Source organism: Paraburkholderia lebeckiae (assembly GCF_014201005.1).
Taxonomy (GTDB): Bacteria; Pseudomonadota; Gammaproteobacteria; order Burkholderiales; family Burkholderiaceae; genus Paraburkholderia; species Paraburkholderia tuberum.
In genome coordinates this window covers 516539-543306 of the sequence record NZ_JACHDK010000001.1, presented here as the reverse complement: position 1 = coordinate 543306, position 26768 = coordinate 516539, and the positions used below count along the sequence as shown (strand labels likewise).

The 26768-nt window shown below is 64.4% G+C and carries 22 protein-coding genes and 1 tRNA gene; 16 read left to right on the top strand and 7 right to left on the bottom strand.

The window, feature by feature from the left end; translation table 11 throughout:
- Positions 1-183: 183 nt before the first annotated feature.
- Complete coding sequence (locus tag HDG39_RS02465; protein WP_184002935.1) at positions 184-2040, top strand: phosphoenolpyruvate carboxykinase (GTP); 1857 nt, start codon at positions 184-186, stop codon at positions 2038-2040.
- Between the two features lie 341 nt (positions 2041-2381).
- Complete coding sequence (locus tag HDG39_RS02460) at positions 2382-3488, top strand: LysR family transcriptional regulator (protein ID WP_184002933.1); 1107 nt, start codon at positions 2382-2384, stop codon at positions 3486-3488.
- Between the two features lie 188 nt (positions 3489-3676).
- On the opposite strand, the gene HDG39_RS02455 is transcribed toward HDG39_RS02460, so the two are convergent.
- From HDG39_RS02455 to dprA, 3 genes are all read right to left on the bottom strand, one after another.
- Positions 3677-6343, bottom strand: coding sequence for a DNA topoisomerase III (locus tag HDG39_RS02455; RefSeq protein WP_184002931.1), 2667 nt, complete (start codon positions 6341-6343; stop codon positions 3677-3679).
- A gap of 309 nt (positions 6344-6652) precedes the next feature.
- Positions 6653-7030, bottom strand: coding sequence for a thioredoxin family protein (locus HDG39_RS02450; protein WP_018418960.1), 378 nt, complete (start codon positions 7028-7030; stop codon positions 6653-6655).
- 101 nt (positions 7031-7131) lie between these two features.
- Positions 7132-8361 carry a DNA-processing protein DprA gene (gene dprA, locus HDG39_RS02445; RefSeq protein ID WP_184002929.1) on the bottom strand — a complete coding sequence of 410 codons (1230 nt, stop codon included), beginning with the start codon at positions 8359-8361 and terminating at the stop codon, positions 7132-7134.
- 276 nt (positions 8362-8637) lie between these two features.
- Between dprA and def the strand changes: the two genes are divergently transcribed.
- The 14 genes from def to HDG39_RS02375 all read left to right on the top strand — a co-directional run bounded on the left by def (position 8638) and on the right by HDG39_RS02375 (position 21374).
- The gene (gene def, locus HDG39_RS02440) at positions 8638-9141 is read left to right on the top strand and encodes a peptide deformylase (protein ID WP_026225536.1); all 504 of its coding nucleotides are present in this window, start codon (positions 8638-8640) and stop codon (positions 9139-9141) included.
- A gap of 30 nt (positions 9142-9171) precedes the next feature.
- Entirely contained in the window at positions 9172-10167 is a 996-nt protein-coding gene (gene fmt / locus HDG39_RS02435; protein ID WP_184002927.1) for a methionyl-tRNA formyltransferase, read from the top strand.
- A gap of 115 nt (positions 10168-10282) precedes the next feature.
- Positions 10283-10924 (top strand): LysE family translocator, encoded by a 642-nt coding sequence (locus tag HDG39_RS02430; protein WP_184002925.1) that lies wholly within the window; start codon positions 10283-10285, stop codon positions 10922-10924.
- 105 nt (positions 10925-11029) lie between these two features.
- On the top strand, positions 11030-11887 hold the full coding sequence (htpX, locus tag HDG39_RS02425; RefSeq protein WP_018418965.1) for a zinc metalloprotease HtpX: 858 nt from the start codon (positions 11030-11032) through the stop codon (positions 11885-11887).
- 199 nt (positions 11888-12086) lie between these two features.
- Positions 12087-13526: a 16S rRNA (cytosine(967)-C(5))-methyltransferase RsmB gene (gene rsmB, locus HDG39_RS02420; RefSeq protein ID WP_184002923.1), complete on the top strand. Its 1440-nt coding sequence runs from the start codon at positions 12087-12089 to the stop codon at positions 13524-13526.
- Positions 13523-14122, top strand: a complete 600-nt coding sequence (locus HDG39_RS02415) for a DUF4390 domain-containing protein (RefSeq protein ID WP_013088051.1) — start codon at positions 13523-13525, stop codon at positions 14120-14122. The genes rsmB and HDG39_RS02415 overlap by 4 nt, the downstream gene beginning before the upstream one ends.
- Positions 14112-16538 carry a sensor histidine kinase gene (locus tag HDG39_RS02410; RefSeq protein WP_184002921.1) on the top strand — a complete coding sequence of 809 codons (2427 nt, stop codon included), beginning with the start codon at positions 14112-14114 and terminating at the stop codon, positions 16536-16538. Before HDG39_RS02415 ends, HDG39_RS02410 begins: the two co-directional genes overlap by 11 nt.
- The gene (gene esaR, locus HDG39_RS02405) at positions 16539-17228 is read left to right on the top strand and encodes a response regulator transcription factor EsaR (RefSeq protein WP_184002919.1); all 690 of its coding nucleotides are present in this window, start codon (positions 16539-16541) and stop codon (positions 17226-17228) included.
- Between the two features lie 93 nt (positions 17229-17321).
- Positions 17322-17397, top strand: a tRNA-Phe gene (locus HDG39_RS02400).
- 387 nt (positions 17398-17784) lie between these two features.
- Positions 17785-18516, top strand: a complete 732-nt coding sequence (queC, locus tag HDG39_RS02395) for a 7-cyano-7-deazaguanine synthase QueC (protein ID WP_184002917.1) — start codon at positions 17785-17787, stop codon at positions 18514-18516.
- Between the two features lie 55 nt (positions 18517-18571).
- The gene (gene queE / locus HDG39_RS02390; protein WP_184002915.1) at positions 18572-19204 is read left to right on the top strand and encodes a 7-carboxy-7-deazaguanine synthase; all 633 of its coding nucleotides are present in this window, start codon (positions 18572-18574) and stop codon (positions 19202-19204) included.
- A 9-nt stretch (positions 19205-19213) separates the two neighbouring features.
- The gene (gene queD, locus HDG39_RS02385; RefSeq protein ID WP_026225556.1) at positions 19214-19669 is read left to right on the top strand and encodes a 6-carboxytetrahydropterin synthase QueD; all 456 of its coding nucleotides are present in this window, start codon (positions 19214-19216) and stop codon (positions 19667-19669) included.
- Positions 19670-19860: 191 nt separating this feature from the next.
- Positions 19861-20643, top strand: a complete 783-nt coding sequence (locus HDG39_RS02380) for an HpcH/HpaI aldolase family protein (RefSeq protein WP_184002913.1) — start codon at positions 19861-19863, stop codon at positions 20641-20643.
- Positions 20640-21374, top strand: coding sequence for a tetratricopeptide repeat protein (locus tag HDG39_RS02375; protein WP_184002911.1), 735 nt, complete (start codon positions 20640-20642; stop codon positions 21372-21374). Before HDG39_RS02380 ends, HDG39_RS02375 begins: the two co-directional genes overlap by 4 nt.
- 81 nt (positions 21375-21455) lie before the next feature.
- Here the strand turns inward: HDG39_RS02375 and rodA are convergent, their stop codons facing one another.
- The 4 genes from rodA to mreC form a co-directional block, all read right to left on the bottom strand.
- Complete coding sequence (gene rodA, locus HDG39_RS02370; protein WP_184002909.1) at positions 21456-22604, bottom strand: rod shape-determining protein RodA; 1149 nt, start codon at positions 22602-22604, stop codon at positions 21456-21458.
- Between the two features lie 10 nt (positions 22605-22614).
- Positions 22615-24990, bottom strand: coding sequence for a penicillin-binding protein 2 (mrdA, locus tag HDG39_RS02365; protein WP_184002907.1), 2376 nt, complete (start codon positions 24988-24990; stop codon positions 22615-22617).
- A 79-nt stretch (positions 24991-25069) separates the two neighbouring features.
- A complete protein-coding gene (gene mreD, locus HDG39_RS02360) occupies positions 25070-25582 on the bottom strand; it encodes a rod shape-determining protein MreD (protein ID WP_018419085.1) in 513 nt (170 codons plus the stop codon).
- Positions 25579-26715, bottom strand: a complete 1137-nt coding sequence (mreC, locus tag HDG39_RS02355) for a rod shape-determining protein MreC (RefSeq protein ID WP_184002906.1) — start codon at positions 26713-26715, stop codon at positions 25579-25581. Before mreC ends, mreD begins: the two co-directional genes overlap by 4 nt.
- Positions 26716-26768: the final 53 nt, after the last annotated feature.

Genomic DNA, 26768 nt, shown 5'->3' with positions numbered 1-26768 from the left:
GGTTGCAGAAGCCTTGTAGGAAGCGCGCCTCCGCCTGGCAAGCTGTGTGGCCCAGGACGATCTGCGCAATCATGCGCCGCCAGTGGAAAATTGACACGTCGGCGCGATGAATTCAATGCCTCTCGCATGCAGCGTCCCGCGGGCTTGTACCGTTTTTCTATTGCTTCAAACGGAGACAAGTCGATGAATCATCCCTCGTTCGAAGGGCAGCCAACTATCGAGGCGCCCACATGGGTCAAACACCGCAAGCTGATCGACTGGGTCCAGCGCATCGCCGCGCTGACCAAGCCTGAAAAAGTGGTCTGGTGCGACGGCTCGCAGGAAGAATATGACCGCCTGTGCGCGCAGATGGTCGAAGCCGGAACCCTGAAGAAACTCAACCCCGCCAAGCGTCCCAATTCCTATCTCGCCTGGTCCGATCCGTCCGACGTCGCGCGCGTCGAGGATCGCACCTTCATCTGCTCGCAGCGCGCCGAGGACGCCGGCCCTACCAACAACTGGATCGCCCCGGCCGAAATGCGCTCGACGCTCGACGGCCTGTTCGATGGCGCGATGCGCGGCCGCACGATGTACGTGGTGCCGTTCTCGATGGGCCCCCTCGGCTCGCCGATCGCGCATATCGGCGTCGAGTTGAGCGACAGCCCGTACGTCGCGACCAATATGCGCATCATGACGCGCATGGGCCGCAAGGTGTATGACGTGCTCGGCGAGGACGGTCAGTTCGTGCCGTGCGTGCATTCGGTCGGCGCGCCGCTCGCGGCGGGCGAGCAGGACGTGTCGTGGCCTTGCAACAAGACCAAGTACATCGTGCATTTCCCCGAATCGCGCGAAATCTGGAGCTTTGGCTCGGGCTATGGCGGCAATGCGCTGCTCGGCAAGAAGTGCTTCGCGCTGCGCATCGCATCGACGATGGGCCGCGACGAGGGCTGGCTCGCCGAACACATGCTGATTCTCGGCGTCACCTCGCCGGAAGGGCGCAAGCATCACGTGGCGGCGGCGTTCCCATCGGCGTGCGGCAAGACCAACTTTGCGATGCTGATCCCGCCGGCGGGCCTGAACGGCTGGAAAATCTCGACGATCGGCGACGACATCGCGTGGATCAAGCCGGGCAAGGACGGCCGCCTGTACGCGATCAATCCGGAAGCCGGCTACTTCGGCGTTGCGCCGGGCACGAGCGAAAAGACCAACTACAACGCGCTCGCCACGTTGAAGGAAAACGTGATCTTCACAAACGTCGCGCTGAGCGACGACGGCGACGTCTGGTGGGAAGGCATGACCGACGAGCCGCCGGCGCATCTGATCGACTGGCAGGGCAAGGACTGGACGCCGGCCGAGGCAAAGGAAACCGGCCGCAAGGCGGCGCATCCGAACGCGCGCTTCACGGCGCCGGCTTCGCAGTGCCCATCGATCGACGCGGACTGGGAAAACCCGGCCGGTGTCGCAATCGACGCATTCATCTTCGGTGGCCGCCGCTCGACCACCGTGCCGCTCGTCACCGAAGCGCGCAACTGGGTCGAGGGCGTCTACATGGCGGCGACGATGGGCTCTGAAACCACCGCCGCGGCGGCTGGACAGCAGGGCGTGGTGCGCCGCGATCCGTTCGCGATGCTGCCGTTCTGCGGCTACAACATGAGCGACTATTTCAGCCATTGGCTGAAGACCGGCGAGCGCCTGCAGCAGTTGAGCGCGAAGCTGCCGAAAATCTTCTGCGTGAACTGGTTCCGCAAGGGCGTGGACGGCAAGTTCGTATGGCCGGGCTTCGGCGAGAACATGCGCGTGCTGAGCTGGATGGTCGGCCGCATCGAAGGCACCGCGCAGGGCGAAGAGCATGCGTTCGGCATTTCGCCGCATTATGAGGACATCGACTGGAGCGGGCTGAACTTTAGCCGCGAGCAGTTCGAGCAGGTGATTTCCGTCGATGACACTGCATGGCGCGACGAGCTCGTGTTGCACACGAAGCTGTTTGACACGCTGCAACACGGTCTGCCGCCGGCACTGACTGAGGCGAAGCGCGCGCTCGAGAAAAAACTCACAGCTTGATTATGTGAGTGCCCACTCAGCATAAAAAGCCGCCCTCGGGCGGTTTTTCGTTGGGCGCCCGGTTTATTTCCGTCTTTTCGAATTCCGCAACGGCCGAACGGCCGTTGCGTCTGTTCGAACAAAAAAGACAGAGCAAGCTGCAGCGCAGCAGATTGTTTTTGATTTGGGAATAATCGTTGGTCAGACCCCGATTTTATCGACACAGTCGTACCAAAATTGACAATATTTCCTATTTTGCGGGCAACTTCTGCACGATTTTGCGAGTCGTAGGAGAATTCCAAGTTCGCTTCACTGGTTTTCACCAATTGTCAGGAAGCAGTAACAAGGCAGGGAGTTGTCCTATGGATCATTTGCAGTCGATGCGAGTTTTCGTCAAGGTGGCGGATCTCGGCAGTTTTGCCCGCGCCGCGAGCGCGATGGATATTTCCAACGCGGTCGCCACCCGTCACGTCGCCGACCTCGAGGGCCGTCTTGGTACGCGGCTGCTCAATCGCACGACCCGCAGCTTGTCGCTGACCGAATCCGGTCAGGTCTACCTCGAACGCGCCCGTCAGATTCTCGACGAACTGGAAGACGTCGAACAGATGGTGGTCGCTCGCAATCACGAACCCGTCGGCACGCTACGCATCGTCGCGCCCGTCGTGTTCGGGCTGCATAACCTCGCGCCCGTGCTGCAAACGTACGCGGAGCGCTATCCGAAAGTCATTCCCGACGTCACGCTGGTCGATCGTCAGGTGGACCTCGTCGAGGAGGGCTTCGACGTCGGCGTCGTGATCGCGCGGCAAATGCGCAGCGCGAGCATCGTTACGCGGCGTCTGACCACGGGCTGCATGACCGTCTGCGCGACGCCGGCTTATCTGGAAAAGCATGGCATGCCGACGCGTCCCGAACATCTGCTCGAGCACCCGTGCCTGAGCCTGCCATCCGAATACTGGGGCGATGAACGCGTGTTCACGGGGCCGGAAGGCGAAGTGCGCGTGCGGCCGTCGAACGTGATCGTCGCGAACAACACGGAGATGCTGAGACAGTTTGCGCTGCTCGGCATGGGCACCGCGATTCTGCCGAGCTATCTGATCGGTCGCGACATGACGCGCGGCCGGCTCGTGCGTTTGCTCGGCGATTACCGTTTGCCGCAGGTCGAGATCAATATTGCGTACCCAAGCCGCCGTCACCTGCCGGCCAAGGTGCGCACGTTCATCGACCATCTGGTCGAGCACTTCAACCAGACGCCGAACAGCGTGCTCGGCGAGCAGTGGATCAAGGACGGTCTGGAGCGTCCCGCGACGTCGGACGCGCTCGAGACTGCCCAGTCGCGCGCACCGGAAGCGTTCGATGGCGCCGAGCCGCTGTCGCGGCTTCTCGATAGCGAGCTGTCGCCGGCCGTGCCGAAGCCGATGACGAAGTCGTCCAATCGCAGCCCACGCCCGACGGCATTGTCGCCGCTGTAAATCTCTGAATGTCGAAGCCCGCAGCGATGCGGGCGGGCATTAAAAAGGCGCAGTCACCTCAAGTGACTGCGCCTTTTTTCATGAACAGATGCAGACTACACCGCGGGCTGTGCACGGATCGCCGACTGCGGTGGCTAATGTAGCTATTCCTGCTACCGCCGCGAGCCGCCGATCCCAATCTCGCCTTACTAGCCGGTTTTTCGCGCCGCGGTCTTTTTCGCGGGTGCCTTCTTGGCCGCCGCGGTCTTGGCGGTGGGCGCCTTCTTCGCCGCCACCTTCCTTTCCGGCGGCTCGGCCTTCACGGCCACCGCGGTATCACCTTCGTCCGCTTCCGGCATCGCCTTGGCCGCAGAACGAGCACCCGAAGTCTTCGCCGCTGCGGTCTTCGCCGCCGCCGGCTCCTTCTTCTCGAATTCGAAGCCGATCTTGCCGTCGTTCTGCTTGACGAGGAAAGCTTTGAAGTTACGGCCGGTACGCGACGACTTGAAGTTCGTCAGCAGATCGGTGCGACCCTCCTCGAGCAGTTTGGCCATCTGCTCGCGGGCGATTTCCTGCTGCAGGATTACCTTGCCGGAACGGAAGTCGCACGACTTCGGACTCGCCACCGAGTTTTCGCAGACGTAGCTCATGCCGTGCTCGAAAACGCGGCCTTGGCACTTCGGACACGCGCCGACCGGCTGCTGATCGGAGAAGTCGGGCGGCTCGCCGTCTTCGCCGGCTGCGTCCTGGCCGAAGTCGAACTCGAGCTTGTAATTCTTGATCTCGTCGTCGAGCGACAGTTTCAGAATCGCCGAGAACGGCCGACCCATCTTGCTGCGGAAGCCCGACAGCGGCCCGATCGTCTTGTTCTGCAACAGTTCTTCGACTTCGGCGATCTCGAACTGACGGCCGCCCGGAATCTTCGAGATCGAGAACTCGCACTTCGAGCACGCGAAACGCCGGTAGTTTTCCTTAATCTGGCCACCGCAATTCGGGCAAGGTGTCTGCAATGTCGCGTAATCGCCCGGGATCGTGTCGGAATCGTATTCCTTCGCGCGCTTGACGATGGTCTGCGTCATGCGCGCGATTTCCTGCATGAACGCGTCGCGCGGCAGGTTGCCGCGCTCCATCTGCGACAGCTTATATTCCCACTCGCCGGTCAGTTCCGGCGCGGTCAGCTCTTTCACGCCGAGGCCGCGCAGCAGCGTCATCAACTGGAAGGCCTTGGCTGTCGGAATCAGATCGCGGCCTTCGCGGATCAGATACTTTTCGGTGAGCAGACCTTCGATGATCGCCGCGCGCGTCGCCGGCGTACCGAGCCCCTTGGCCGCCATCGCTTCGCGCAGCTCGTCGTCTTCGACCAGCTTGCCCGCACCTTCCATCGCCGACAGCAGCGTCGCTTCGTTGTAGCGTGCGGGCGGCTTCGTGATCAGTTGCTGCGCGGCGATCTTGTCGGTCTTGACCTTTTCGTCCTTCTGCACCGGCACGAGGTTCGCGTCGTCGCCGCTGGTTTCACGGCCGTAGATCTGCAGCCAACCCGGCTCGACGAGCACCTTGCCCTCGGTCTTGAAGTGGTGGCCGACCACCTCGGTGATACGCGTCGTCACTCGGGATTCGGCGGCAGGGAAGAACACGGCGAGGAAGCGCTTCACGACGAGGTCGTAGAGCTTCTGCTCCGGCTCGGACAGATTCTTCGGCGCCTGCAGCGTCGGGATGATTGCGAAGTGGTCGCTGATCTTCGAGTTGTCGAAGATGCGCTTGTTCGGCTTCACCCAGCCCTTGTCGAGCACCTGCTTCGCGAACGGCAGGTAGTTGTTGCTCTCCTTGAGCATGCCGAGCGTCTGCTTGACCGTGTCCAGATAGTCTTCCGGCAACGCGCGCGCGTCGGTTCGCGGATAGGTCAGCACTTTGTGCTTTTCGTACAGCGCCTGAGCGAGACCCAGTGTGTTCTTCGCCGAAAAGCCGAAGCGGCCGTTGGCTTCGCGCTGCAGGCTGGTCAGGTCGAAGAGGGCGGGCGACAGCTGCGTCGACGGTTTCGACTCCTCGGTCACCGTGCCGAGCTGCCCGCGGCAAGCCGCGACGATTGTCTCTGCCGTGGGCAGCGCCCAGAGGCGCGAATCGCGCTTCTCCGGGTCGAACTCGTCGCGCTTGAATTTCGGGTCGAACCAGCGGCCTTCGTAGAAGCCGGCCGCGCAGACGAACTCCGCCTTCACTTCCCAGTAGTCGCGCGGCACGAAGCGTCGAATCTTTTCTTCGCGCTCGACGACGATCGATAGCGTCGGCGTCTGCACGCGCCCGACCGTGGTCAGGAAAAAGCCGCCGCCCTTGCTGTTGAACGCGGTCATCGCGCGCGTGCCGTTGATGCCGACGAGCCAGTCCGCCTCCGAGCGGCAGCGCGCCGCGTCGGCGAGCGGCTGCATCTCTTCGTCGCTGCGCAGACGCGCGAAACCGTCGCGGATCGAGCCGGCCGTCATCGACTGCAGCCACAGCCGTTGCACCGGCTGTTTGGCTTTCGCGTGCTGCGCGATCAGGCGGAAAATCAGTTCGCCCTCGCGCCCCGCGTCGCATGCGTTGATCAGACGGTCGATGTCCTTGCGCTTCATCAGCTTGGTCAGCACCTTCAGGCGCGACTCGCTCTTCGCGATCGGATTCAAATCGAAATGCGGAGGAATGACGGGCAGATTGGCAAAGCTCCACTTGCCACGCTTGACTTCGTAGTCGTCGGGCGCGGCGATTTCCAGCAGGTGGCCCACTGCCGACGAAATGACATAGTCGTCGCTTTCGTAGTACTCGTCATGCTTGGTAAAGCCGCCCAAAGCGCGCGCGATGTCGTTCGCGACAGAAGGCTTTTCGGCGATGATCAGTGCTTTGGACATGACTCGATGTGAGGTTGGTAGATCCGGGTTGGTGGCCTTGAGCGCCAACATGGTGGGCGGCGCTCGCTTTGAGACCTCTTTCGACCCAATAACGACCGCTTTATAGCACAAGGTGCGAACCCAACGGGCCAAGTGCCATAAAAGCGCGTCATCATAATTGCGCGTCCGGCGGTTGATCAACTGCGGCAAACGCCGCGTGCGGACAGCGATGCCAGCCGCGATGCTGTCCCAGGTGATCGGCGGGGGCCCGTGCCGCAAGCCGCGCGCCGCGAGGTTTTCCGTTTGATCGGGCGGTGCGCGAGGCCGCCTTCAGGCGACCGCCAGTGCCGGCCGAAGCTTTGGCGCACCGGTTACGCCGGGCAGCGCGGTCAGATCCGACAGCATTCGCTCGACGATCGACACCTGTGGCAAAACCGTACCGAAAAACCGTGTCGTCACCGAGTCTTCGATCAGGACGGTCGGGAAATTCTCGACGTCCAGATCGTCGAACCGATCCGCATGAGTTTCGATGTCGATCCATGCGAAACAGACTTCCGGGTGCCGCTCGGCCAGTTGGTTGAAGGAGTCCCGGTACTCGCGACACGTTCCGCACCACTCCGCGCACAGGCATGCAACGAACAGCGTGTCGGGTTCGTTGACGCGCTCGGCGATCCGGTCCTGGTCGGTGTCGAGGTTCAGCGCGGGCATGAAGTGATTTCCTTGTGTGCTTTGTCGGGTGCTTTGGCGCGAATGTAGCATGGCCGGTCGCGAAAAGTTGCCAATCTGCATTGACGCCGGTCAGTCTCGGCTCAGTCATGATGGGCTCGCATGAAGCGGCCGCCAGGCAGCAGCGTGACCTCGCCGGCGAGTTCGAGCCGGAGCAAGGCGGCGTGCAGGGCGGCGTTCTCCATCTCGGTACGGGCGGCGAGAATTTCAAGCGTGGTCGGCGAATGGCCGAGCGCGGCGAGCAGACGCTGTACGTCAGGGGCGAGCGCCGGCTGCGAGGCCGGCCCGGACGACGGTGAGTCGGCGAAGGCTGAGGTCGGAGCGGGCAAAGCGGTCCCACCCGACGAAACGTACAAACCCGCATGCTCCAGCGGCACGGCCCGCTTCGCCGAGCGTCTCGCATCGCCCGCCGGTCGCCGGGCAAAACCGAGTTCCTCCAGCACCTCGTCAGGCGTTTCCACGAGCCGCGCTCCCTGCTTGATCATCCGATGACAGCCGCGCGACAACGGCGCGTAAATCGATCCGGGCAACGCGAACACGTCGCGCCCCATCTCATTGGCAAGCCGCGCGGTAATGAGCGAACCGGAACGCATAGCCGCCTCGACGATCACAACTCCGCTGACTAGCCCAGCAATGAGCCGGTTGCGCTGTGGGAAGTTGGCGGCGCGTGCCGGCGTGCCGAGCGGCCACTCCGAGAGAATCGCACCCTGCGCCGCGATCTGCCGCGCGAGTGCTTGATGCGCGGCGGGATATACGAGGTCCGCGCCGGTGCCGACCACCGCGACCGTTCCGCCGACACCTTCCAACCCGCCCCGATGCGCGGCGCCGTCGATGCCGAGTGCGAGCCCCGATACGACCGTCACGCCCGCCGCCGACAGCTCTCGCGCGAACCGCCGCGCATCCTCGATGCCCTGCGGCGTCGCGCTGCGGCTGCCTACCAGCGCGACCGCGTGCGTATGCAGCAGATCGAGCCGGCCCTTTATATATAGGAGCGGTGGCGGATCGGGCATGGTCAGCAGCGCGGGCGGATAGGCGGGATCGTCGAGCGTGACGATCTGGTTGCCCGGCTGCTCGCGCCATGCGAGCACCGCATCGAGCTGGCCGTCGAGCGCTGGACCCGGCGGCGCCAGCACCGCGCGCGCCGCGGCATCACCGGCGACCTCCGCGAGCGTCTCCGGCGACTGCGCCAACAGCGCCTGCGGCAGCCCGAATGCGCCCAGCAACAGGCGCAACGCCGCGGGGTTGAGGCCCGGCGCAAGTGACAACCGCAGCCAGGCGGCAAGTTCGATACGGGTTGCGGGCAAGGTCTGCATGCGGTCGCTCCTCTGGCGGGGCCTGCGGGCAGGCGGGCGCCATGCTAAAATTTTCATCATCCGAAATAAAAACGCGGAAATAAAACGGCAATGAGCCGCGAATAATCGCGGCGCCGCGCTTACCGGCGCGGGTTCGTCGTCGGGCGCACGAGGCGCGTTGAATCGAACCGGTTCGACATCATCTATCCTCTGCGTATTACGACGGGCTCACAACCTGGCCAAATGGCCAACGCGAGCCTCCAACGGTTGGCGGCGTCTCAAATCACACTCGAAATCATGGCTTTACTGAGCATCCTCAATTACCCGGACAAACGGCTGCACAAGGTGGCGAAGCCCGTCCCGGAAGTCAACGACCGTATCCGCCGTCTCGTCGCGGACATGGCCGAAACGATGTACGCGGCGCCCGGCGTCGGCCTCGCCGCCACCCAGGTGGACGTGCACGAACGCGTGATCGTGATCGACGTGTCGGAAACGCACGACGAACTGCTCGCGTTCATCAACCCGGAAATCGTCTGGTCGAGCGATGAGAGGAAGTTGTCGGAAGAGGGCTGCCTGTCGGTGCCCGGGATCTACGACAACGTGGAGCGTGCCGAGAAAGTGCGCGTGCGTGCGCTCAACGCGAAGGGCGAAACGTTCGAGCTCGATTGCGAGGGGCTGCTCGCCGTGTGCATCCAGCACGAAATGGATCACCTGATGGGCCGCGTGTTCGTCGAATATCTGTCGCCGCTGAAGCAAACGCGCATCAAGAGCAAGATGAAGAAGCTCGCCCACGCGATGTAACGCGCTTTCAACTTGCCTACCGCCCCATTCATGAGTCATTCGTTGCGCGTCATCTTTGCCGGCACACCGGAATTCGCCGCGGCCGCGCTGGCCGCGATCCATGGCGCCGGGTTTGCCGTGCCGCTCGTCTTGACGCAGCCGGACCGGCCGGCGGGTCGCGGCATGAAGCTGCAGACGAGTCCGGTCAAGCGCTACGCACAGGAGCACGGCCTCGCGGTTGCGCAGCCCACGTCGCTGCGCCGCGCTGGCAAATATCCACAGGAAGCCGCCGCCGGCATCGAGCAACTGCGCGCGACGCCGCACGATGTGATGGTTGTCGCCGCCTACGGACTGATCCTGCCGCAGGAAGTGCTCGACATTCCGCGCTTCGGCTGCATCAACATCCACGCGTCGCTGCTGCCACGCTGGCGCGGCGCGGCGCCGATTCATCGCGCGATCGAGGCGGGCGACGCGCAAACCGGCATCACGCTGATGCAGATGGACGCTGGACTCGACACCGGCGCGATGATTTCCGAAGTACGCACCCCCATCTCCGCCGACGACACCACCGCCACCCTGCACGACCGCCTCGCCGGGGACGGCGCGCAACTGATCGTCGACGCACTGATCGAGCTCGAGCGCAGCGGCAAGCTGACGTCGATCCCGCAACCGGCCGACGGCGTGACCTACGCCGAGAAAATCGCCAAGCACGAAGCGGCGCTCGACTGGCGCCGGCCGGCCGAGGCGCTTGCGCGTCAGGTGCGCGCGTTCGACCCGTTCCCCGGCGGCGCCGGCACGCTCGACGACGGCAGCACCGTCAAGATCTGGGCCGCCACCGCCGTGGCCTCGCCGGCGTCGGGCAGCAACAAGGCGCCAGGCACCATCGTCGAGGTTGCGCCCGACGGCGTGCTGGTCGCTTGCGGCGAAGGTGCGCTGCGTCTGACGCAATTGCAGAAGCCCGGCGGCAAGCGCCTGCCGGTGCGCGAATTCCTTGCTGGCTCGCCGCTCGCCGCGGGCCAGCGCTTCCAGCTTCCCGAGGCGCAATAAGCGCGTCTCGCACGCCGGAGCATCGTCCATTCGGCCGGTGTCTCCGCGCCCGCCGCGAGCGCGACGCGCGTTAGAATCCTCCATGCAGCAGACTAGGTTTTCGAGGGTTCATCACATGTTCGGCATCGTCCATTTCGAGTTTTTCATCGTCGCGGTTTTTCTCCTGAACATCACCCCGGGGCCGGATACCGCTTATATCGTCGGGCGCAGCGTCGCCCAGGGCCGCGGCGCGGGGCTGATGTCGGCGCTCGGCATTTCGGCGGGCTGCTGCATTCACTCGCTTGCCTGCGCGTTTGGGCTGACCGCGCTGCTGGCCGCGTCGGCCACGGCGTTCACCATAGTCAAATTCGTCGGCGCGATTTATCTGATCTATCTGGGGGTGCGCCTGATTTTTGCGAAGCCGGCCGCGGATGCGCCGGTCGGCGACGCGCGCGCGCCGTCCACGCCGAAGTCGCTGCGGCAGCTGTTCCTGCAGGGCTTCTGGACCAACGTGCTGAATCCGAAGGTCGTGCTGTTCTTCGTGTCGTTCTTCCCGCAATTCGTCGCGACGGGCAGCGAACACAAAACCTTCGCGTTTCTCACGCTCGGCGCGGTCTTCGTGCTGATGAGCATGGTCTGGAACAGTTTCGTCGCGTGGATCGCGGGAAGCGTCACGCAGCGTTTCTCGGGCAAAGCTGCAGTCAAGCGCTGGCTCGATCGCGGCGTCGGCAGCGCGTTCGTCGGCCTCGGCATCAAACTCGCGACCGCCTCGCGATGATTGAATTTTCCCGCATCGCCCATATCTAACATTTCGCTTACAATCTGACGCCGCAATCGCGCGGCACGGAGATGAAGGCCACGCTCGGGGCAAGGAGTTGCAGACATGTTTAACTGGGTGAAAACCGCGATGTTGATGGCCGCGATTACGGCCCTTTTCATCGTGATCGGCGGGATGATCGGCGGGTCGCGCGGCATGATGGTCGCGCTCGTGATCGCCCTTGGGATGAATTTCTTCTCGTACTGGTTCTCCGACAAGATGGTCCTGCGCATGTACAACGCGCAGGAAGTCGACGAAAACAGCGCGCCGCAGTTCTATCGGATGGTGCGCGATCTTGCCACGCGCGCGAACCTGCCGATGCCGCGCGTCTACCTGATCAACGAAGACGCGCCGAACGCGTTCGCCACCGGCCGCAACCCGGAGCACGCGGCAGTCGCGGCGACCACCGGCATTCTGCGCGTACTGTCCGAGCGCGAAATGCGCGGCGTAATGGCGCACGAACTCGCGCACGTGAAGCATCGCGACATTCTGATCTCGACGATTTCGGCGACCATGGCCGGCGCGATTTCCGCGTTGGCGAACTTCGCGATGTTCTTCGGCGGCCGCGACGAAAACGGCCGTCCCGCGAACCCGATCGCGAGCATCGCGGTTGCGCTGCTCGCGCCGATTGCGGGCGCGTTGATCCAGATGGCGATTTCGCGTGCGCGCGAATTCGAAGCCGACCGGGGCGGCGCGCAGATTTCGGGCGACCCGCAGGCACTGGCGTCGGCGCTCGACAAGATCCATCGCTATGCGAGCGGCATTCCGTTCCCGACGGCCGAGGCGCATCCGGCCACCGCGCAGATGATGATCATGAATCCGCTGTCGGGCGGCGGTATCGCGAGTCTGTTCTCGACGCACCCTGCGACCGAGGAACGCATCGCGCGTTTGATGGAAATGGCGCGCACCGGGCGCTTCGACTGAGGCGCCGCGTCGCTCGGCGCGTCGAGCCTCAATTACTGAAGAGCGGGCCCGCGAGGCCCGCTTTTTTTCGCACCGTTCGTCGCCACTGCGCGACAGCGTCTACGGCGAACACCCACGCATGGCGGCGCCCCACCGGCGCCACGCTACAATGTGCGCTGATTGCGCCGCGCGCACCGTGCGGCGTGCCCTTGCTCCCTTCATGACTTCAAAGCCTTCTTCGCGTTCTGCTTCCTCGTCGGCGCGTTCGCGCGAATCCCGTTTGTCGCCGCTGCATCTGTCGCCCGAATCGCTCGGGTTCGCACTCGATTGCGCGGCCCAGGCCGTCGGCGCCGTGCGTCTCGGCGCAGCCTTGCCCGCGGCGCTGCAAAGCGTTCTCGTGGCGGTGCCCGAGGGCAACGCCGCAGCGGCGCGCGGCGCGGTGCAGGATATCGCCTATCGCACGATGCGCCGTCTCGCGACCGCCGAGTGGCTGATCGCGAAGCTGGTGAAGAAGGCGCCTCCGCCGCATGTTGCGCATATGCTCGCGTGCGCGCTCGCGCTGCTCGTCGACGACGAAGCGAGCGCCGCCTATACGCCGTTCACGGTCGTCGACCAGGCGGTCAAGGTGATCGGCGCGCGTCGCGAGTTCGCGTTCGCGAAGGGGCTCGTCAACGCGGTGCTGCGCAACTTCTTGCGCGAGCGCGACACGTTGCTCGCCTCCGTGCAAGCCGATGAAGTAGCGCGCTGGAACTATCCTGCCTGGTGGATCGACGCGGTGAAGCGCACATGGCCCGAGGCGTGGCAATCGGTGCTGGCCGCCGGCAACACGCAAGGTCCGCTGACGTTGCGCGTGAACGCGCGCCATTCGACGGTCGACGCCTATCTGCAAGTGCTGCAACGCCAGCAGATCGCCGCAAGCAAGGCTGGCGAGCACGCGGTCACGCTCGCGACGCCAATGCCGGTCGAGCGCATTCCGGGCTTCAGCGAAGGTGTCGTGTCCGTACAGGACGCAGGGGCGCAACTGGCCGCGCAATTGCTCGGCGTGCGTGACGGCATGCGCGTGCTCGACGCATGCGCGGCCCCAGGCGGCAAGACCGGCCATCTGCTCGAACTCGCCAACATTCAACTCATCGCGCTCGAAAGCGATGCGTCTCGCGCGCGCCGCATCGGCGAAAACCTGCGGCGTCTGAAGCTCGAAGCGGAAGTGCGCATCGGCGACGCGGGCAACCCCGCGCAATGGCACGACGACCTCGACCAGCCGTTCGACCGCATCCTCGCCGACGTGCCGTGCTCGGCGTCGGGCATCGTGCGGCGTCATCCGGATATTCGCTGGCTGCGTCGCCAGTCCGATATCGCCGCGCTCGTCGCCGAACAGCGCCGCATTCTCGGCGCGCTGTGGCCGCTCGTGAAACCAGGCGGCGAGTTGCTTTACGTTACCTGTTCGATCTTCCCCGAAGAGGGCGAGTTGCAGGCACAGTGGTTTGGAAACCAGCATCAGGATGCGGTACGATTGGACGCGCCGGGGCAGCTTTTACCCTCAGTTGCCCGCGCGCCCGCCGACCCATCGGCCGGTTCTCATGCTGGACGACCCGCTGAATTCAGCGCCGGCACGAACTCAGACCACGACGGATTTTTCTACGCGCGCTTTCAGAAACGGTGACCATAAAACGCTTCTTCCCGCTTCGGCTCGCTGCCGTGCTCTGGATCGCGCTGGCCGTCTGGCTTGCAGCGCCGGGCGCGGCGCACGCTGACTCGATCGCGGTGCAGCGGGCGTCGCTGCAGGCCGACAACGGCGGCTGGAGTCTCGACGCGCATTTCGAATTCGAGCTGAACAGCAATCTCGAAGACGCGGTCAACAAAGGCATTCCGCTTTATTTCACGACCGATTTCGAACTGAGCCGGCCGCGCTGGTACTGGTTCGACGAGCAGCCGGTCAGCGTGTCGCAAAGTTTGCGGCTGTCGTTCCAGCCGCTCACGCGCGAATATCGCGTGTCGAGCGTGCAGTCGGGCGGCTTGCAGCTCGGCTTTTCCACGCTCAAAGATGCGCTCGCGGTGATCAAGCACGTGACGTCGTGGCACGTGATCGACCGCAATCAGGTGCGGGTCGGCGAAACCTATAACGCGTCGGTGCGCATGCAACTCGACATCGGGCTGATGCCCAAGCCGTTCCAGATCGACGCGGTGAACAACCGCGACTGGAACCTCGCCTCCGATTGGAAGCGCTTCACTTTCACGGCCGCCGATCGTGCTAAATAAAGTGCGCTCATCTTCCACCAGTGTCAGCAGCATCGTCGTGCGCGTGCTCGTGTCGACGGTCGCGGTGACGGCCGTGTTGCTGCTCGTGTTGCTGGCCGCCGCCAGCGCGAACACCGAATTCTTCGACCGCTATTACCAGTGGCTGTATGCGGCCAACGTCGCGGTCGCGTTGATCTTTCTGCTGGTGGTGGTGACGCTCGTCGTCATCATCATCGTGCGATTACGCACGGGTAAATTCGGCACACGGCTGCTCGCGAAGCTCGCGTTCTTCATGGCGCTGGTCGGTGTGGTGCCGGGCGGCATCATCTACATCGTGTCGTATCAGTTCGTGTCGCGCAGCATCGAGTCGTGGTTCGACGTGAACGTCGAAACCGCGCTCGCGTCCGGCCTCAATCTCGGGCGCGGCATGCTCGACGCGTCGCTGTCCGATCTGCAGACGAAGGCGCGTCTGATGTCCGAGCAGCTCGCGAGCGCCGATGCGGCCGGCACCACGTTGACGCTGCTGCGTCTGCGCGACCAGTTCGGCGTGCAGGACGCGACGATCGTCGAGCCGACCCGCAGCATGTCTGGCGCGACGCCGGACATGCACGTGGTCGCGCAGGCGTCCGGCAACTACGCGATGCTGCTGCCGAACGATCTGCCGACACCGCTGATGATCGAGCAGGCGCGTGGCCACGGCTATGCGGCGATCGAAGGCGAAGTGGACGGCGATCCGAATGCGCAGGGCGGCAAGGGCGCACTGCGTCTGCGCGTGGTGCAGCGTATTCCCGATGCCAACGCGTCGCTATTGCAGCCCGCCGAGCGCTTCCTGCAATTGACGCAGCCGGTCTCGACGACACTCGCGCGCAATGCCGACTCGGTGCAGCGCGCGTATCGCGAGTATCAGGAGAAGGCGCTCGGCCGCACCGGCCTGCGCAAGATGTACATCGGTACGCTGACGCTGTCGCTGTTTCTCGCGACCTTCATCGCGATGATGCTCGCGTTGGCGCTCGGCAATCAGCTCGCGCGGCCGCTATTCCTGCTCGCGCAGGGCACGAAGGAAATCACCGAGGGCGACTACACGCCAAAGCGCGAGATCAAGTCGCGCGACGAACTCGGTTTCCTCACACAGTCGTTCAACGCGATGACGCGGCAGTTGTCGGAAGCGCGCGGGGCGGTCGAGAAAAATCGTATCGCGCTCGAGCATTCGAAGGCGTATCTCGAGAGCATCCTCGCGAACCTGACCGCGGGTGTGTTCGTGTTCGACCGGCAATTCCGGCTGACCACCGCGAATCGAGGCGCTGAGCGGATTTTCCGTCAGCCGTTCCAGACGGTGCTCGGTTCCTCGCTCGATCAGATCGGCGTGCTCGATGAATTCGGCGCGATGGTGCGCAAGGCATTCGCCGATCGCGAAGCGGCGAGTGAAGACGGCCATGACCACAACGGCCATTGGCAGCAACAGTTCTCGGTGCCGGTGCCGGGCGAAACCGAGCCGCTCACGCTGCTCGTGCGCGGCGCGCGCCTCGTCGCGGCGAACGAGCGCGACGCTGAAGACATGCAGACCGCGGGCTACGTGATCGTGTTCGACGACATCTCCGACGTGATCTCCGCGCAGCGTTCGATCGCATGGGGCGAAGTCGCGCGGCGCCTCGCGCACGAGATCAAGAATCCGCTCACGCCGATTCAACTGTCGGCAGAGCGATTGCAGATGAAGCTCGCCGACAAGCTCGCGCCGTCGGATGCGGACGTGCTGAAGCGCGGCGCGACGACGATCGTCAATCAGGTCGCCGCGATGAAGCAGATGGTCGACGATTTCCGCGACTACGCACGCACCCCGCCCGCGGTACTCGCGCATCTGCAATTGAATGAACTGGTCAGCGAGGTGCTCACGCTGTACGGTATCGAAGAAGGCAAGGGCGCGATCCAGGTCGAGCTCGCGGCCTTGCCCGCGATACGCGGCGACGCGACGCAGTTGCGTCAGGTGATCCACAACCTTCTGCAGAACGCGCAGGACGCGGTCGCCGAAGTCGCGCATCCGCGTGTTTTGCTCGAGACGAGGACAGTAGAATACGGAGACCCCGACGCGCAAGGCAAGGCACGCGTCGCGGTCCGTCTGACAGTGTCGGATAACGGAGCAGGCTTCCCCGCGCGTATCCTCACGCGCGCGTTCGAGCCGTACGTGACGACCAAGGCCAAGGGTACGGGTCTGGGACTTGCGATGGTCAAGAAGATCGTCGACGAACATGGCGCGCGCATCGACATTCGCAATCGCATGAAGGCCGGCGACGTGATCGAAGGCGCGCAGATTTCGATTCTCTTCCTTCAACTGGCGGACGACTCCGCGCAGCCGGGTGCACCTGGTTCGGGTGCGCATCCGGCGCACGGCGGCGCGTCGCAGGGAACGACAAAAGCAACAGTGCAGACAAGGGCAGCTTAAATGGCAACCATCCTGGTGGTAGATGATGAAATGGGCATCCGGGAACTGCTCTCGGAGATCCTCAGCGACGAGGGACACGTCGTGGAGGCCGCTGAAAACGCGCAGGAGGCGCGCGAGTTCCGTCTGCGTCAGGCGCCGGACCTCGTGCTGCTCGACATCTGGATGCCGGACACCGACGGCGTGACGCTGCTCAAGGAATGGGCCGCGCAAGGTCAATTGACGATGCCCGTCATCATGATGTCCGGTCACGCGACGATCGACACCGCGGTCGAGGCCACGAAGATCGGCGCGCTCAACTTCCTCGAAAAGCCGATCGCGTTGCAGAAGCTGTTAAAGGCGGTCGAGCAGGGACTCGCGCGTGGTAACGCGGCGGCCGTGCCTGGCGGCGTGGCTGCGAAGCCGGCGTTGCCGGTCAGCGCATCGTCAGTCGCGTCGGCGGCCGCGTTGCCGATACTGTCGTCCGACGGCGTCGGCGGCGGCGCGCTCGTCGCGCAAACCGCGTCGATCTCGTTCGACATTCCGCTGCGCGATGCGCGCGATGCGTTCGAGCGCGCGTACTTCGAATATCACCTCGCGCGCGAGAACGGCAGCATGACGCGTGTCGCGGAGAAGACCGGTCTCGAGCGCACGCATCTTTATCGCAAGCTGAAGCAACTCGGCGTCGATCTCGGCAAGAACAAAGGGGAGTGAGCGCCACGTGTTGCATGCGAACGCGGCCCAGCAGATTATTTATGAAAGGGCTTGCTGAACTGCGGATCGCTTGATATAGTTTCGTTCTTCGTTGGCCCGGTAGCTCAGTTGGTAGAGCAGCGGATTGAAAATCCGCGTGTCGGTGGTTCGATTCCGCCCCAGGCCACCAGGATTCAGCCCCAGGAAATCGCAAGATTCCTGGGGCTTTTCCGTTTGGCGGACAAGTCGTCACTTCGGCTTGCCATGCAGTTGAAGCCGCGCGCGTGGAACAGCTGGCGTCGGCGACATTCGGTGTCGCGTGATAAAATCGCGCCAGTTCAAAGACTTGCATGCAGGCGTCGCACGGTCGTGCACCGCGCGAATGCGGTACCGATGGAGTCGCACCGAAGCACCCAATCCTTCGCCCGACAATCGGCGGTATAAGCGCCCAGCCACGTTCCCGCGCAACGCGCGACCTATACTGCTTTGGGCCGGCACAGTGTCGGCACACGTCGCGCCGCTTGCATGGCGCACCTCGCGCAGCGCGACGTGGCACTCTCATTCACGGAGTATCACGGTGATCCGCAAAGACGCTAAGCGTAGCGCGCTCGTGCTGTTTTCCGGCGGCCAGGATTCCGCCACGTGTCTCGCGTGGGCGCTCGACCGTTACGACACAGTCGAAACGGTCGGCTTCGATTATGGTCAGCGTCATCGTGTCGAACTCGAATGCCGCGAAGGATTCCGTCAGGCCGTCGTGCGTGCGTTTCCGGCGTGGGCCGACCGTCTCGGCGACGATCACACGATCGACCTGTCGCTGCTCGGCGAGATCAGCGACACCGCGATGACGCGCGAGATCGAAATCGAAGCCACGGCCAATGGGTTGCCGAACACGTTCGTGCCGGGCCGCAATCTGATGTTCATGACGATCGCCGCGGCCATCGCGTATCGGCGTGGTTTACAGGTGCTGGTCGGCGGGATGTGCGAGACGGACTTCTCGGGCTACCCCGATTGCCGCGACGACACGATGAAGGCGCTGCAGGTCGCGCTGAATCTCGGCATGGACAAGCGCTTCGCGCTGGAGACGCCGCTGATGTGGCTCGACAAGGCCGACACGTGGCGGCTCGCGCGCGAACTCGGCGGCGACGCATTGGTGGAACTGGTGCGCGTCGAGACGCATACCTGCTACGTCGGCGAACGGGCCGAGTTGCACTCATGGGGTTTCGGCTGCGGCGAATGCCCAGCATGCCGGTTGCGCAAACGTGGCTATGAGGCCTACCTCGCCGGCGAAAAAGTCACCGAGCCGGTCTGACGGGCTCGCGCGAGAGCGCCCATCATTGATTCAGGAACACAGGACAGAAGGCAGCATGACGTACGCGGTAAAGGAAATCTTCTACACGTTGCAGGGCGAGGGCGCGAATGCCGGGCGGCCGGCCGTGTTCTGCCGTTTCGCGGGCTGCAATCTGTGGTCGGGCCGCGAAGAGGATCGTGCGGAAGCCGTCTGCCGTTTCTGCGACACCGATTTCGTCGGCACCGACGGCGAGAACGGCGGCAAGTACCGCACACCTGACGAACTGGTCGCGATGATCGCGTCGCAATGGCCGCAAGGCGAGGGCGAACGCTTCGTCGTGTGCACCGGCGGCGAGCCGATGCTGCAGATCGATCAGCCGCTCGTCGACGCGCTGCACGCGGCCGGCTTCGAGATCGCGATCGAGACCAACGGCTCGCTGCCGGTGCTCGACACGATCGACTGGATCTGCGTGAGCCCGAAGGCCGACGCGCCGCTCGTCGTGACGAAGGGCAACGAACTGAAGGTCGTGATCCCGCAGGAGAACCAGCGCCTCGACGATTACGCCAAACTCGACTTCGAGTATTTCCTCGTCCAACCGATGGACGGCCCGTCGCGCGACATCAACACTAAGCTCGCGATCGACTGGTGCAAACGTCATCCGCAGTGGCGCCTGTCGATGCAGACTCACAAGTATCTGAACATTCCCTGATTTGCCGTGCTGACGATTACCCGAAAACTCGAATTCGACGCGGGCCACCGCATTCCCGATCACCGCAGCCAGTGCCGTAATCTGCATGGCCATCGCTACGTGCTCGAAATCACGCTGCAAGGCGATCTGGTCGACACCGAAGGCGCGCCCGATCGCGGCATGGTGATGGACTTCGCCGACGTGAAGTCGCTCGCAAACGAGCACCTCGTCGACAAGTGGGACCACGCGTTTCTCGTCTACGAAGGCGACACGCAGGTGCGTGGCTTCCTCGACAGCATGGCGGGTCACAAGACGGTCGTGCTCGATCGCATTCCGACCGTCGAAAACCTCGCCGCGATTGCGTTCGATATTCTCGCGAACGTCTACGACGCGCACTACGGCGTGAACCTGCGCCTGCACAAAGTGCGTCTGTACGAGACGCCGAATTGCTGGGCCGACGTGGTCCGCGACTCGCTTCCCACCTGAACCCACGCCCCGCCGCGCGAGCGAACTCTCGCGTTATTGTCACGGTATGATCGTTCCGACCAACACACGGAGCGAGACATGCCGGTCACCGCATCGCGTCGCAGCAGGCAACGAGGCCGTCAGCGCCCCAGTGCCTGCCCGATTCGCTATCTGGCCCCGCTTCGCATTGCAAACCTGCGCGAGGCCAGCCGATGAGCACCTTCACCAACTCCCTCAAACAACGTCTGAAGGACAACGCGCCGCTGTTCGGGCTGTGGTTGTCGCTCGGCAGCGAGGCCGCCGCCGAAGCACTCGCACACGCCGGCTTCGACTGGCTGCTGATCGACATGGAGCACGCGCCCAACGATAGCGGCGGCGTCGAGTCGCAATTGCGCGCGATCGCCGCCGCCCATCTGCCGAGCGAGCCGGTGGTGCGCGTGCCCGCGAGCGAGCCGTGGCTCGTCAAGCGCGTGCTCGACGCCGGCGCGCGCACGCTGATGTTCCCGAACATCGAATCCGCCGAAGACGCGGCACGCGCCGTGCGGCTCACCCAATATCCGACCGCCGAGGCGCTCGACGGCCTGCGCGGCGTCGCGGGCGTCGTGCGCGCGGCCGGTTACGGCATGCGGCGTGATTACGTGCAGACGGCCAACGCCCAGATCGCGACGATTTTGCAGATCGAATCGGCGCGCGGTTTGCGGGAGGTCGAGCAGATCGCGGCGACGCCGGGCGTCGATTGCCTGTTCGTAGGTCCGGCCGATCTGGCCGCGAGCCTTGGTCATCTTGGCGACGCGAAACACGCGGACGTGCTGGCGGCGATGGCGCGTATCGTTAGCGCGGCGGACAAAGCCGGCATTGCCGCCGGCATCTTCGCGATGGACGTGGCCAGCGCGCGGCAGCATCGCGACGCGGGGTTTCGCTTCGTGGCGCTGGCCGCCGACGTGATCTGGATGTTGCGCGCGACGCGCCAGGCATTACAGGAGGTGAGGTCATGAACGGCAGAGTGCAGGGCGGTGCCGGGCGGATAATTGCGCGGGTGAGCGCGCAAGTGACCATCGCGGCGGCGTTGCTCGCTAGTGGCGCGTGGAATGCCGCGTATGCACAGGATCACGTCGCCAAGGCGAACGATCCGCAGACGCAATCCGCGGTGGCCGACTACAACGCCGGCAACCTTGGCGCGGCGCTGACCGAATTCCGCCAGGCCGCCGAGCGCGGCAGCCGGCTTGCGCAGTTCAACTACGCGATGATGCTGCTCAACGGCGAAGGCACGCCGGTCAACGTCGACGAAGGCAAGAAGTGGCTGCGCAAGGCCGCCGACGCGAACATGTCGCACGCGCAATACGTGTACGGCAAGATGTACGACGATGGCGAGTTCGTCGAGCGCGATCCGGTGGAGGCGCATCGCTGGTTCATGAAGGCGGCCGCGCAGGGCCATGTGCAGGCGGAGCTCGCGCTCGCGAATCAGTTTCTCGACGGACGCGGTACCGAGCGTGACAACAAGCAGGCGTTCGTCTGGTACAAGAAAGCGGCGCAGGGCGGCGACATGACCGCGCAGTACGTGACCGGCTCGTTCTACGAGCGTGGTGGCGATGGAGTCGATCGGAATCTGAATGTGGCGCGCGCGTATTACGCGGCCGCGGCGGCGCAGGGCGATCCGGCCGCGCGCCTGAAGTATCAGCAGTTGAGCGCGCAGCTGCGCGATCAGAAGGAAGTGAAGCCGCAGTAATGAAGCAGCAATAAAGCGAAAGGGCGCTCCCAACGAGCGCCCTTTTTTGCATTGTCGTTTGCTGCGTGCCGCTAGCTGCGGTTAGCTCTGCATCAACCGCTTCTGTCGCGCGACGCTCATGATCAGCCCGATCGCGACGCCTAATGTAGTCAGTGCGGTGCCGCCGTAACTCATGAACGGCAACGGCACGCCGACCACCGGCAGAATCCCGCTCACCATGCCGATATTGACGAACGCGTACGTGAAGAACGCCATCGTCAACGAGCCGGCCAATAATCGCCCGAACAATGTCGCGCCGTTGGCCGCGATGTAGAGCCCGCGCGCGATCAATAGCATGTACAGCGTGAGCAGCACGATTCCGCCTGCCAAACCGAACTCTTCCGAAAACACCGCGAAGATGAAGTCGGTGTGCTTCTCGGGGATGAACTCCAGATGCGCCTGCGTACCCTTCAGCCAACCCTTGCCGAGCGGGCCGCCCGAGCCGATCGCGATCACCGCTTGAATCGTGTGGAAGCCTTTGCCGAGCGGGTCCGAGGTCGGATCGAGCAGCGTGCAGATGCGGTGCTTCTGGTAGTCGTGCATCAGCGGCCACTGCACTTCGGGCTGACAGATCTTGTCCTGGAACGCCGCGATCGACCCAACCCCAATCACTGCCGCGATCAGCACCGGCACGATCAGCTTGAAGCTCAGCCCCGCGAAATAAATCACGAACAGGCCGGCCGCGAACACGAGCACGGCCGTGCCGAGGTCGGGCTGCTTCGCGATCAGGCCGACCGGCACGATGAGGATCACGAAGCCGACCAGGTAGTCGTACCAGCGCATCACGCCTTCGCGGCGCTGGTAGTACCAGGCGAGCATCAGCGGTGTTGCGATCTTCAGGATTTCCGATGGCTGGATCACCACGCCGACGTTGATCCAGCGCTTCGCGCCCTTGCGCGTAAGGCCGAACATCGCGACCGCGACCAGTAGCGCGATCCCGAACGCGTAGAGCGGGACCGCGAAGCGCATCAGCGTATTGGGCGGCACATTGGCGAGCCCCCACATCAGCACGAAGGTGAGCAGGATGTTGCGCAACTGGTCTTCGACGCGGCCCGGCATGTCGAGTGTCGCGCTGTACAGCGTGACGATGCCGACGCACAGCAGCAGAAACACGATCAGTGCGAGCGGACGGTCGAAGCCTACGAACATCCGCTTGATGCGCTCGAGCCAGGCGCGCTTGTCGAATTGCATGCCTTTCTCCTTATTCGTCGATGCCGCCGGCGGCCGGCTGGCGCGGCGACGCGCCCTGGAAGCTGTCCTCGCGCGATGGTGCCGCGACGCTCGGCGCCGGCTCGCTTGCCGGACGGGGTTGGTGCGGGGCGCCGGACGTACGCGACGCGGATTTCTTTGCCGTGGCCGAAGCCGATGCCGGCTTCGCCGCCGAGGCCGCGCGCGCCGCGGTGGCCGAAGCCGCTGCCGGCGCGCTGGCCGGCACCGTTGCCGCCGCGCCAGCCGACGCCGCCACCGGCGCAGACGCGCCATTCGCGCCCGAAGCCGCAACAGCCGCCGACGCACCCGAGGCCACCGCGGCAGCCGCCGCCCCCGGCATCGGCAGTGCCGTAAAGCCCGCGGCAATCTTGAGCGAGTGAGCGTCCTCATGCGAGGCCGGCGTATCGCCGACCTGCGGCGCGGATGCTTCGAGCGTGGTCGATGCCGCTACCGCGACGGCCGCTTCTTCCGCGCCGGGCTTGTTCTTGCCGACCAGGTAATAGTCGAGCACCCTGCGCGCGATCGGACCGGCCGCCTCCGCGCCCCAGCCGCCGTTTTCGACGACAAGCGCGAGTGCGATCTTCGGTTGATCGGCCGGCGCGAAGGCGATGAACAGCGCGTGATCGCGCAAATTCTCGGCAACCGCGTGACCTTTGTAGTTCGCGCCTTGCAGCGAGTACACCTGCGCGGTACCGGTCTTGCCGGCCGCCTGATATGGCGCGCCCGCGAACACTTTGGCCGCCGTGCCGTTCGTGACCACGCCTTCCATCGCGCGCTTGATGAAGTCGATGTCCTGCTGCTTGACCGCGATCTTGTCGCTCGGATCGCGCACCACCGGCCGCGTGTCCTTCGTGATCGGATTCTCGATGTCGCGCACGAGGTGCGGTTTCATCACGACGCCGTTGTTCGCGAGCGTCGCGGTGGCATGGGCGAGCTGCAGGATCGTGAACGAGTTGTAGCCCTGGCCGATGCCGAGGCTGACCGTTTCGCCTTCGTACCACTTCTGCTGCTCGGGGCGGCGGTACGCGTGGCGCTTCCAGTCGGTCGACGGCAGGATGCCCTTCGCTTCGCCGGCGATGTCGATGCCGGTGATCTGCCCGAAGCCCCACGGCTTCATGAAGTTCGCGATGTTGTTGACGCCGAGATCGTGCGCGAGCATGTAGAAGTACGTGTCGTTCGACACGACGATCGCGCGGTTCATGTCGATCCAGCCTTGGCCCGAGCGCACGTCGTTGCGGAACGTGTGGCCGCCGAACGTGTAGTAACCGGGGTCCTGGAAGCCCCAGCTCGGCGTGCGCTTGTGCAGCGTCAGCGCGGCGAGCGCCATGAACGGCTTGTAGGTCGAGCCTGGCGGATAGGTGCCGTGCAGCGGCCGGTTCAGGAGCGGATGGTCGGGCGAGTTGTTCAGCTCGTCCCAGGTCTGCTGGTCGATGCCGTCGACGAAGGAATTCGGATCGAAGCTCGGCGCCGACACGAACGCGAGCACGTCGCCGGTGGACGGCTCGATCGCGACGAGCGCGCCGCGGTGTCCGGCGAACGCCTGCTCGGCGACCTGCTGAAGGCCGATGTCGAGCGACAGCACGAGGTTGTTGCCCGGCGTCGCCTGGGTACGCGACAGCGTACGCACCGGGCGGCCGCCCGCCGTCACCTCGACTTCCTCGAAACCGGTCTGGCCGTGCAGCTCGGTCTCGTAGCTCTGCTCGACGCCGATCTTGCCGATGTAATCGGTGCCCTTGTAGTTGTTCGCGTCAAGACGCGGATCGTAGTGGTCCGGATCGCTGTCGTTCTGATCGCTGGCATCGTCGATGCGGTCCTGGTCGCGTTGCGAAATCCGTCCGATGTAGCCGATCACGTGCGCGGCGGTGGGCCCGAGCGGGTACTGGCGGAACAGCCGTGCGCGCACTTCGACGCCAGGAAAGCGGAAGCGCTGCGCGGTAAAGCGCGCGACTTCGTCGTCGGTCAGGCGCGTGCGGATCGGCAGACTTTCGAAGTTCTTCGAGTCTTCCTGCAGCTTCTTGAAGCGGCGACGGTCGCGCGCATCGATCGACACGACGGTGGCGAGGTTGTCGATCACGTTATCGAGCGTGTCGTTCAGCTTCGACGGGGTGACTTCGAGCGTATAGGCCGAGTAGTTCTTCGCGAGCACGACGCCGTTCCGGTCGGTGATGATGCCGCGGTTCGGCACGATCGGCGCGACGGAGATGCGGTTTTCATCGGCTTGCAGCGAGTACTTGCTGTAGTGCCAGACCTGCAGGAACAGGAAGCGGAAGCCGATCAGCCCGAAGCAGACAAACACGAACAGGCCCGCCGCCGCGACGCGCAGGCGGAATTTCGTGAGCTGCTGTTGAGTGTCCTTGAATTCGGTCATGCGATTCTGCAAAAGGCCGGCATGCGGCCATCAAGAGTGTGCGCCCAAACTGGCTGCGGCCGGTGGGCCCGATGCGAGATCAAATGGGGCGAGTATCGTCCGGGTCGGCGGGGCGGCGCTGCGGCATCAGCAGCAAGATGCTGGCGACCGGCCACAGCGCAGCTTCGACGAAACCGTCGATCAGATAACTCCAGCCCGGAAACGCCGCGCCGGTCAACAACCGGATCACGAACGGCACCAGTTGCGCGACGACGAGCAGCGGCATCACCGCGAACGTTTGCACGCCGAGCGACATCCACAGCACGCGGCGGTGAATCGTGATCGCGCCGTACGACAGCAGCGTGTAGGCGAGCGCGTGCTCGCCGAGCAGGCTCGCGTTGTGCACGTCCATCAGCAGACCGAGCAGAAACGCGATGCCCATGCCCACCTTGCGCGGCTGATGGACATTCCAGAACAGCAACACGAGTGCGACGAAATCGGGCACGCCGGCGAGACGCCCCCACGGCATCAGGTTCAGCAGGAACGCGGAAGCGAGGCTGAACGCGATGAAGTACGGGTTGACCGGCTGCAGGATGTATTGCGGGCGATTCATGGCTGAGCCCCCGGCTCGGCTTGCGGCTTCACATTCTTCGCGGCGGCCGGCTTTTCGGCTTTCCTTTCGGTTGCGGGCTTTTCGGACTTCTTGTCGGCCGCAGCTTTGCTCGGCGCCATTTCCACGGATTTGGCTGCGGGCTTTTCGGTCGCCGCTTTGTCGGCGGCGTTCCTGTCGGCTGGCTTGGCGGCGGATTTGTCCGCCGCACCCTTGCTGTCCCCTGTTTTGGCGCCCTTCTTCGCTTTCGCTTCCTTTGCGACGGTTGCCGCGTCGGGCTCGTCCGCCGGGCGCGGCGGCGCGTTGTTCTGGACGTGCAGCACGAGCACCTGACGCGCACCGCGCACCGCGGCGACCGGCAGACTGACCACGCGCGCAAACGCGGTGTCGGCCTGCTTGTCGACGCGCACGACCTTCGCGACCGGCAGCCCCGGCGGATACACGCCGTCGAGGCCGCTCGTGACGAGCTCGTCGCCGGTCTGCACGTCGGCGCTGATCGGCACGAAGCGCAGATCGAGCGTGTCGCCCTTTGGCGTACCGTAGATCACGCTGCGCAAGCCGGTGCGCAGAATTTCGACCGGCACCGCCTGGTCCTTGTCCGTCAGCAGCGTGACTTCGGCCTGCAGCGGGAACACCCGTGTGACCTGGCCGATCACGCCATCTTCGTCGACGACCGGCGAGCCGTTCTGGATGCCTTGCTGCGCGCCGCGTCCGATCACGACCTTCTGCGTGAACGGATCGCGCGTGTCGTACTGGATTTCGGCGGGCAGCGATTGCGTGGTGAGGCTCTGCGACAGTTGCATCAGCGCGCGCAGATGGGCATTTTCGGCGGCGAGCGACGCGGCCAGATTGGCTTGCTGCGACAGCCGCAGATCCTTCGCGCGCAGCTTCGCGTTCTCGTCGCGTAGCGTGGCGCTCGTCACGGCGAGGTCTGCGGCGCCCATGAAGATGTCGCGCGGCACGAGCGCTGCGCGCTGCAAAGGATAAAGACCCGCGCCGAGCACGCCGCGGACGATTTCGAGCGTCTGGAAGCGGGCATCGGAGATCAGCAGGGCGAGCGCCAGCACGACGAAGAACACCAGTCGGGCCAGAGCGGAGGGGCCTTGCTTGAACAGGGGCGGCGGACTGTATTCCATGGTCGGCGCCGGGGGCGTGAGCGGTTGGGTGAGACGGCGACGCGCAAGACGCG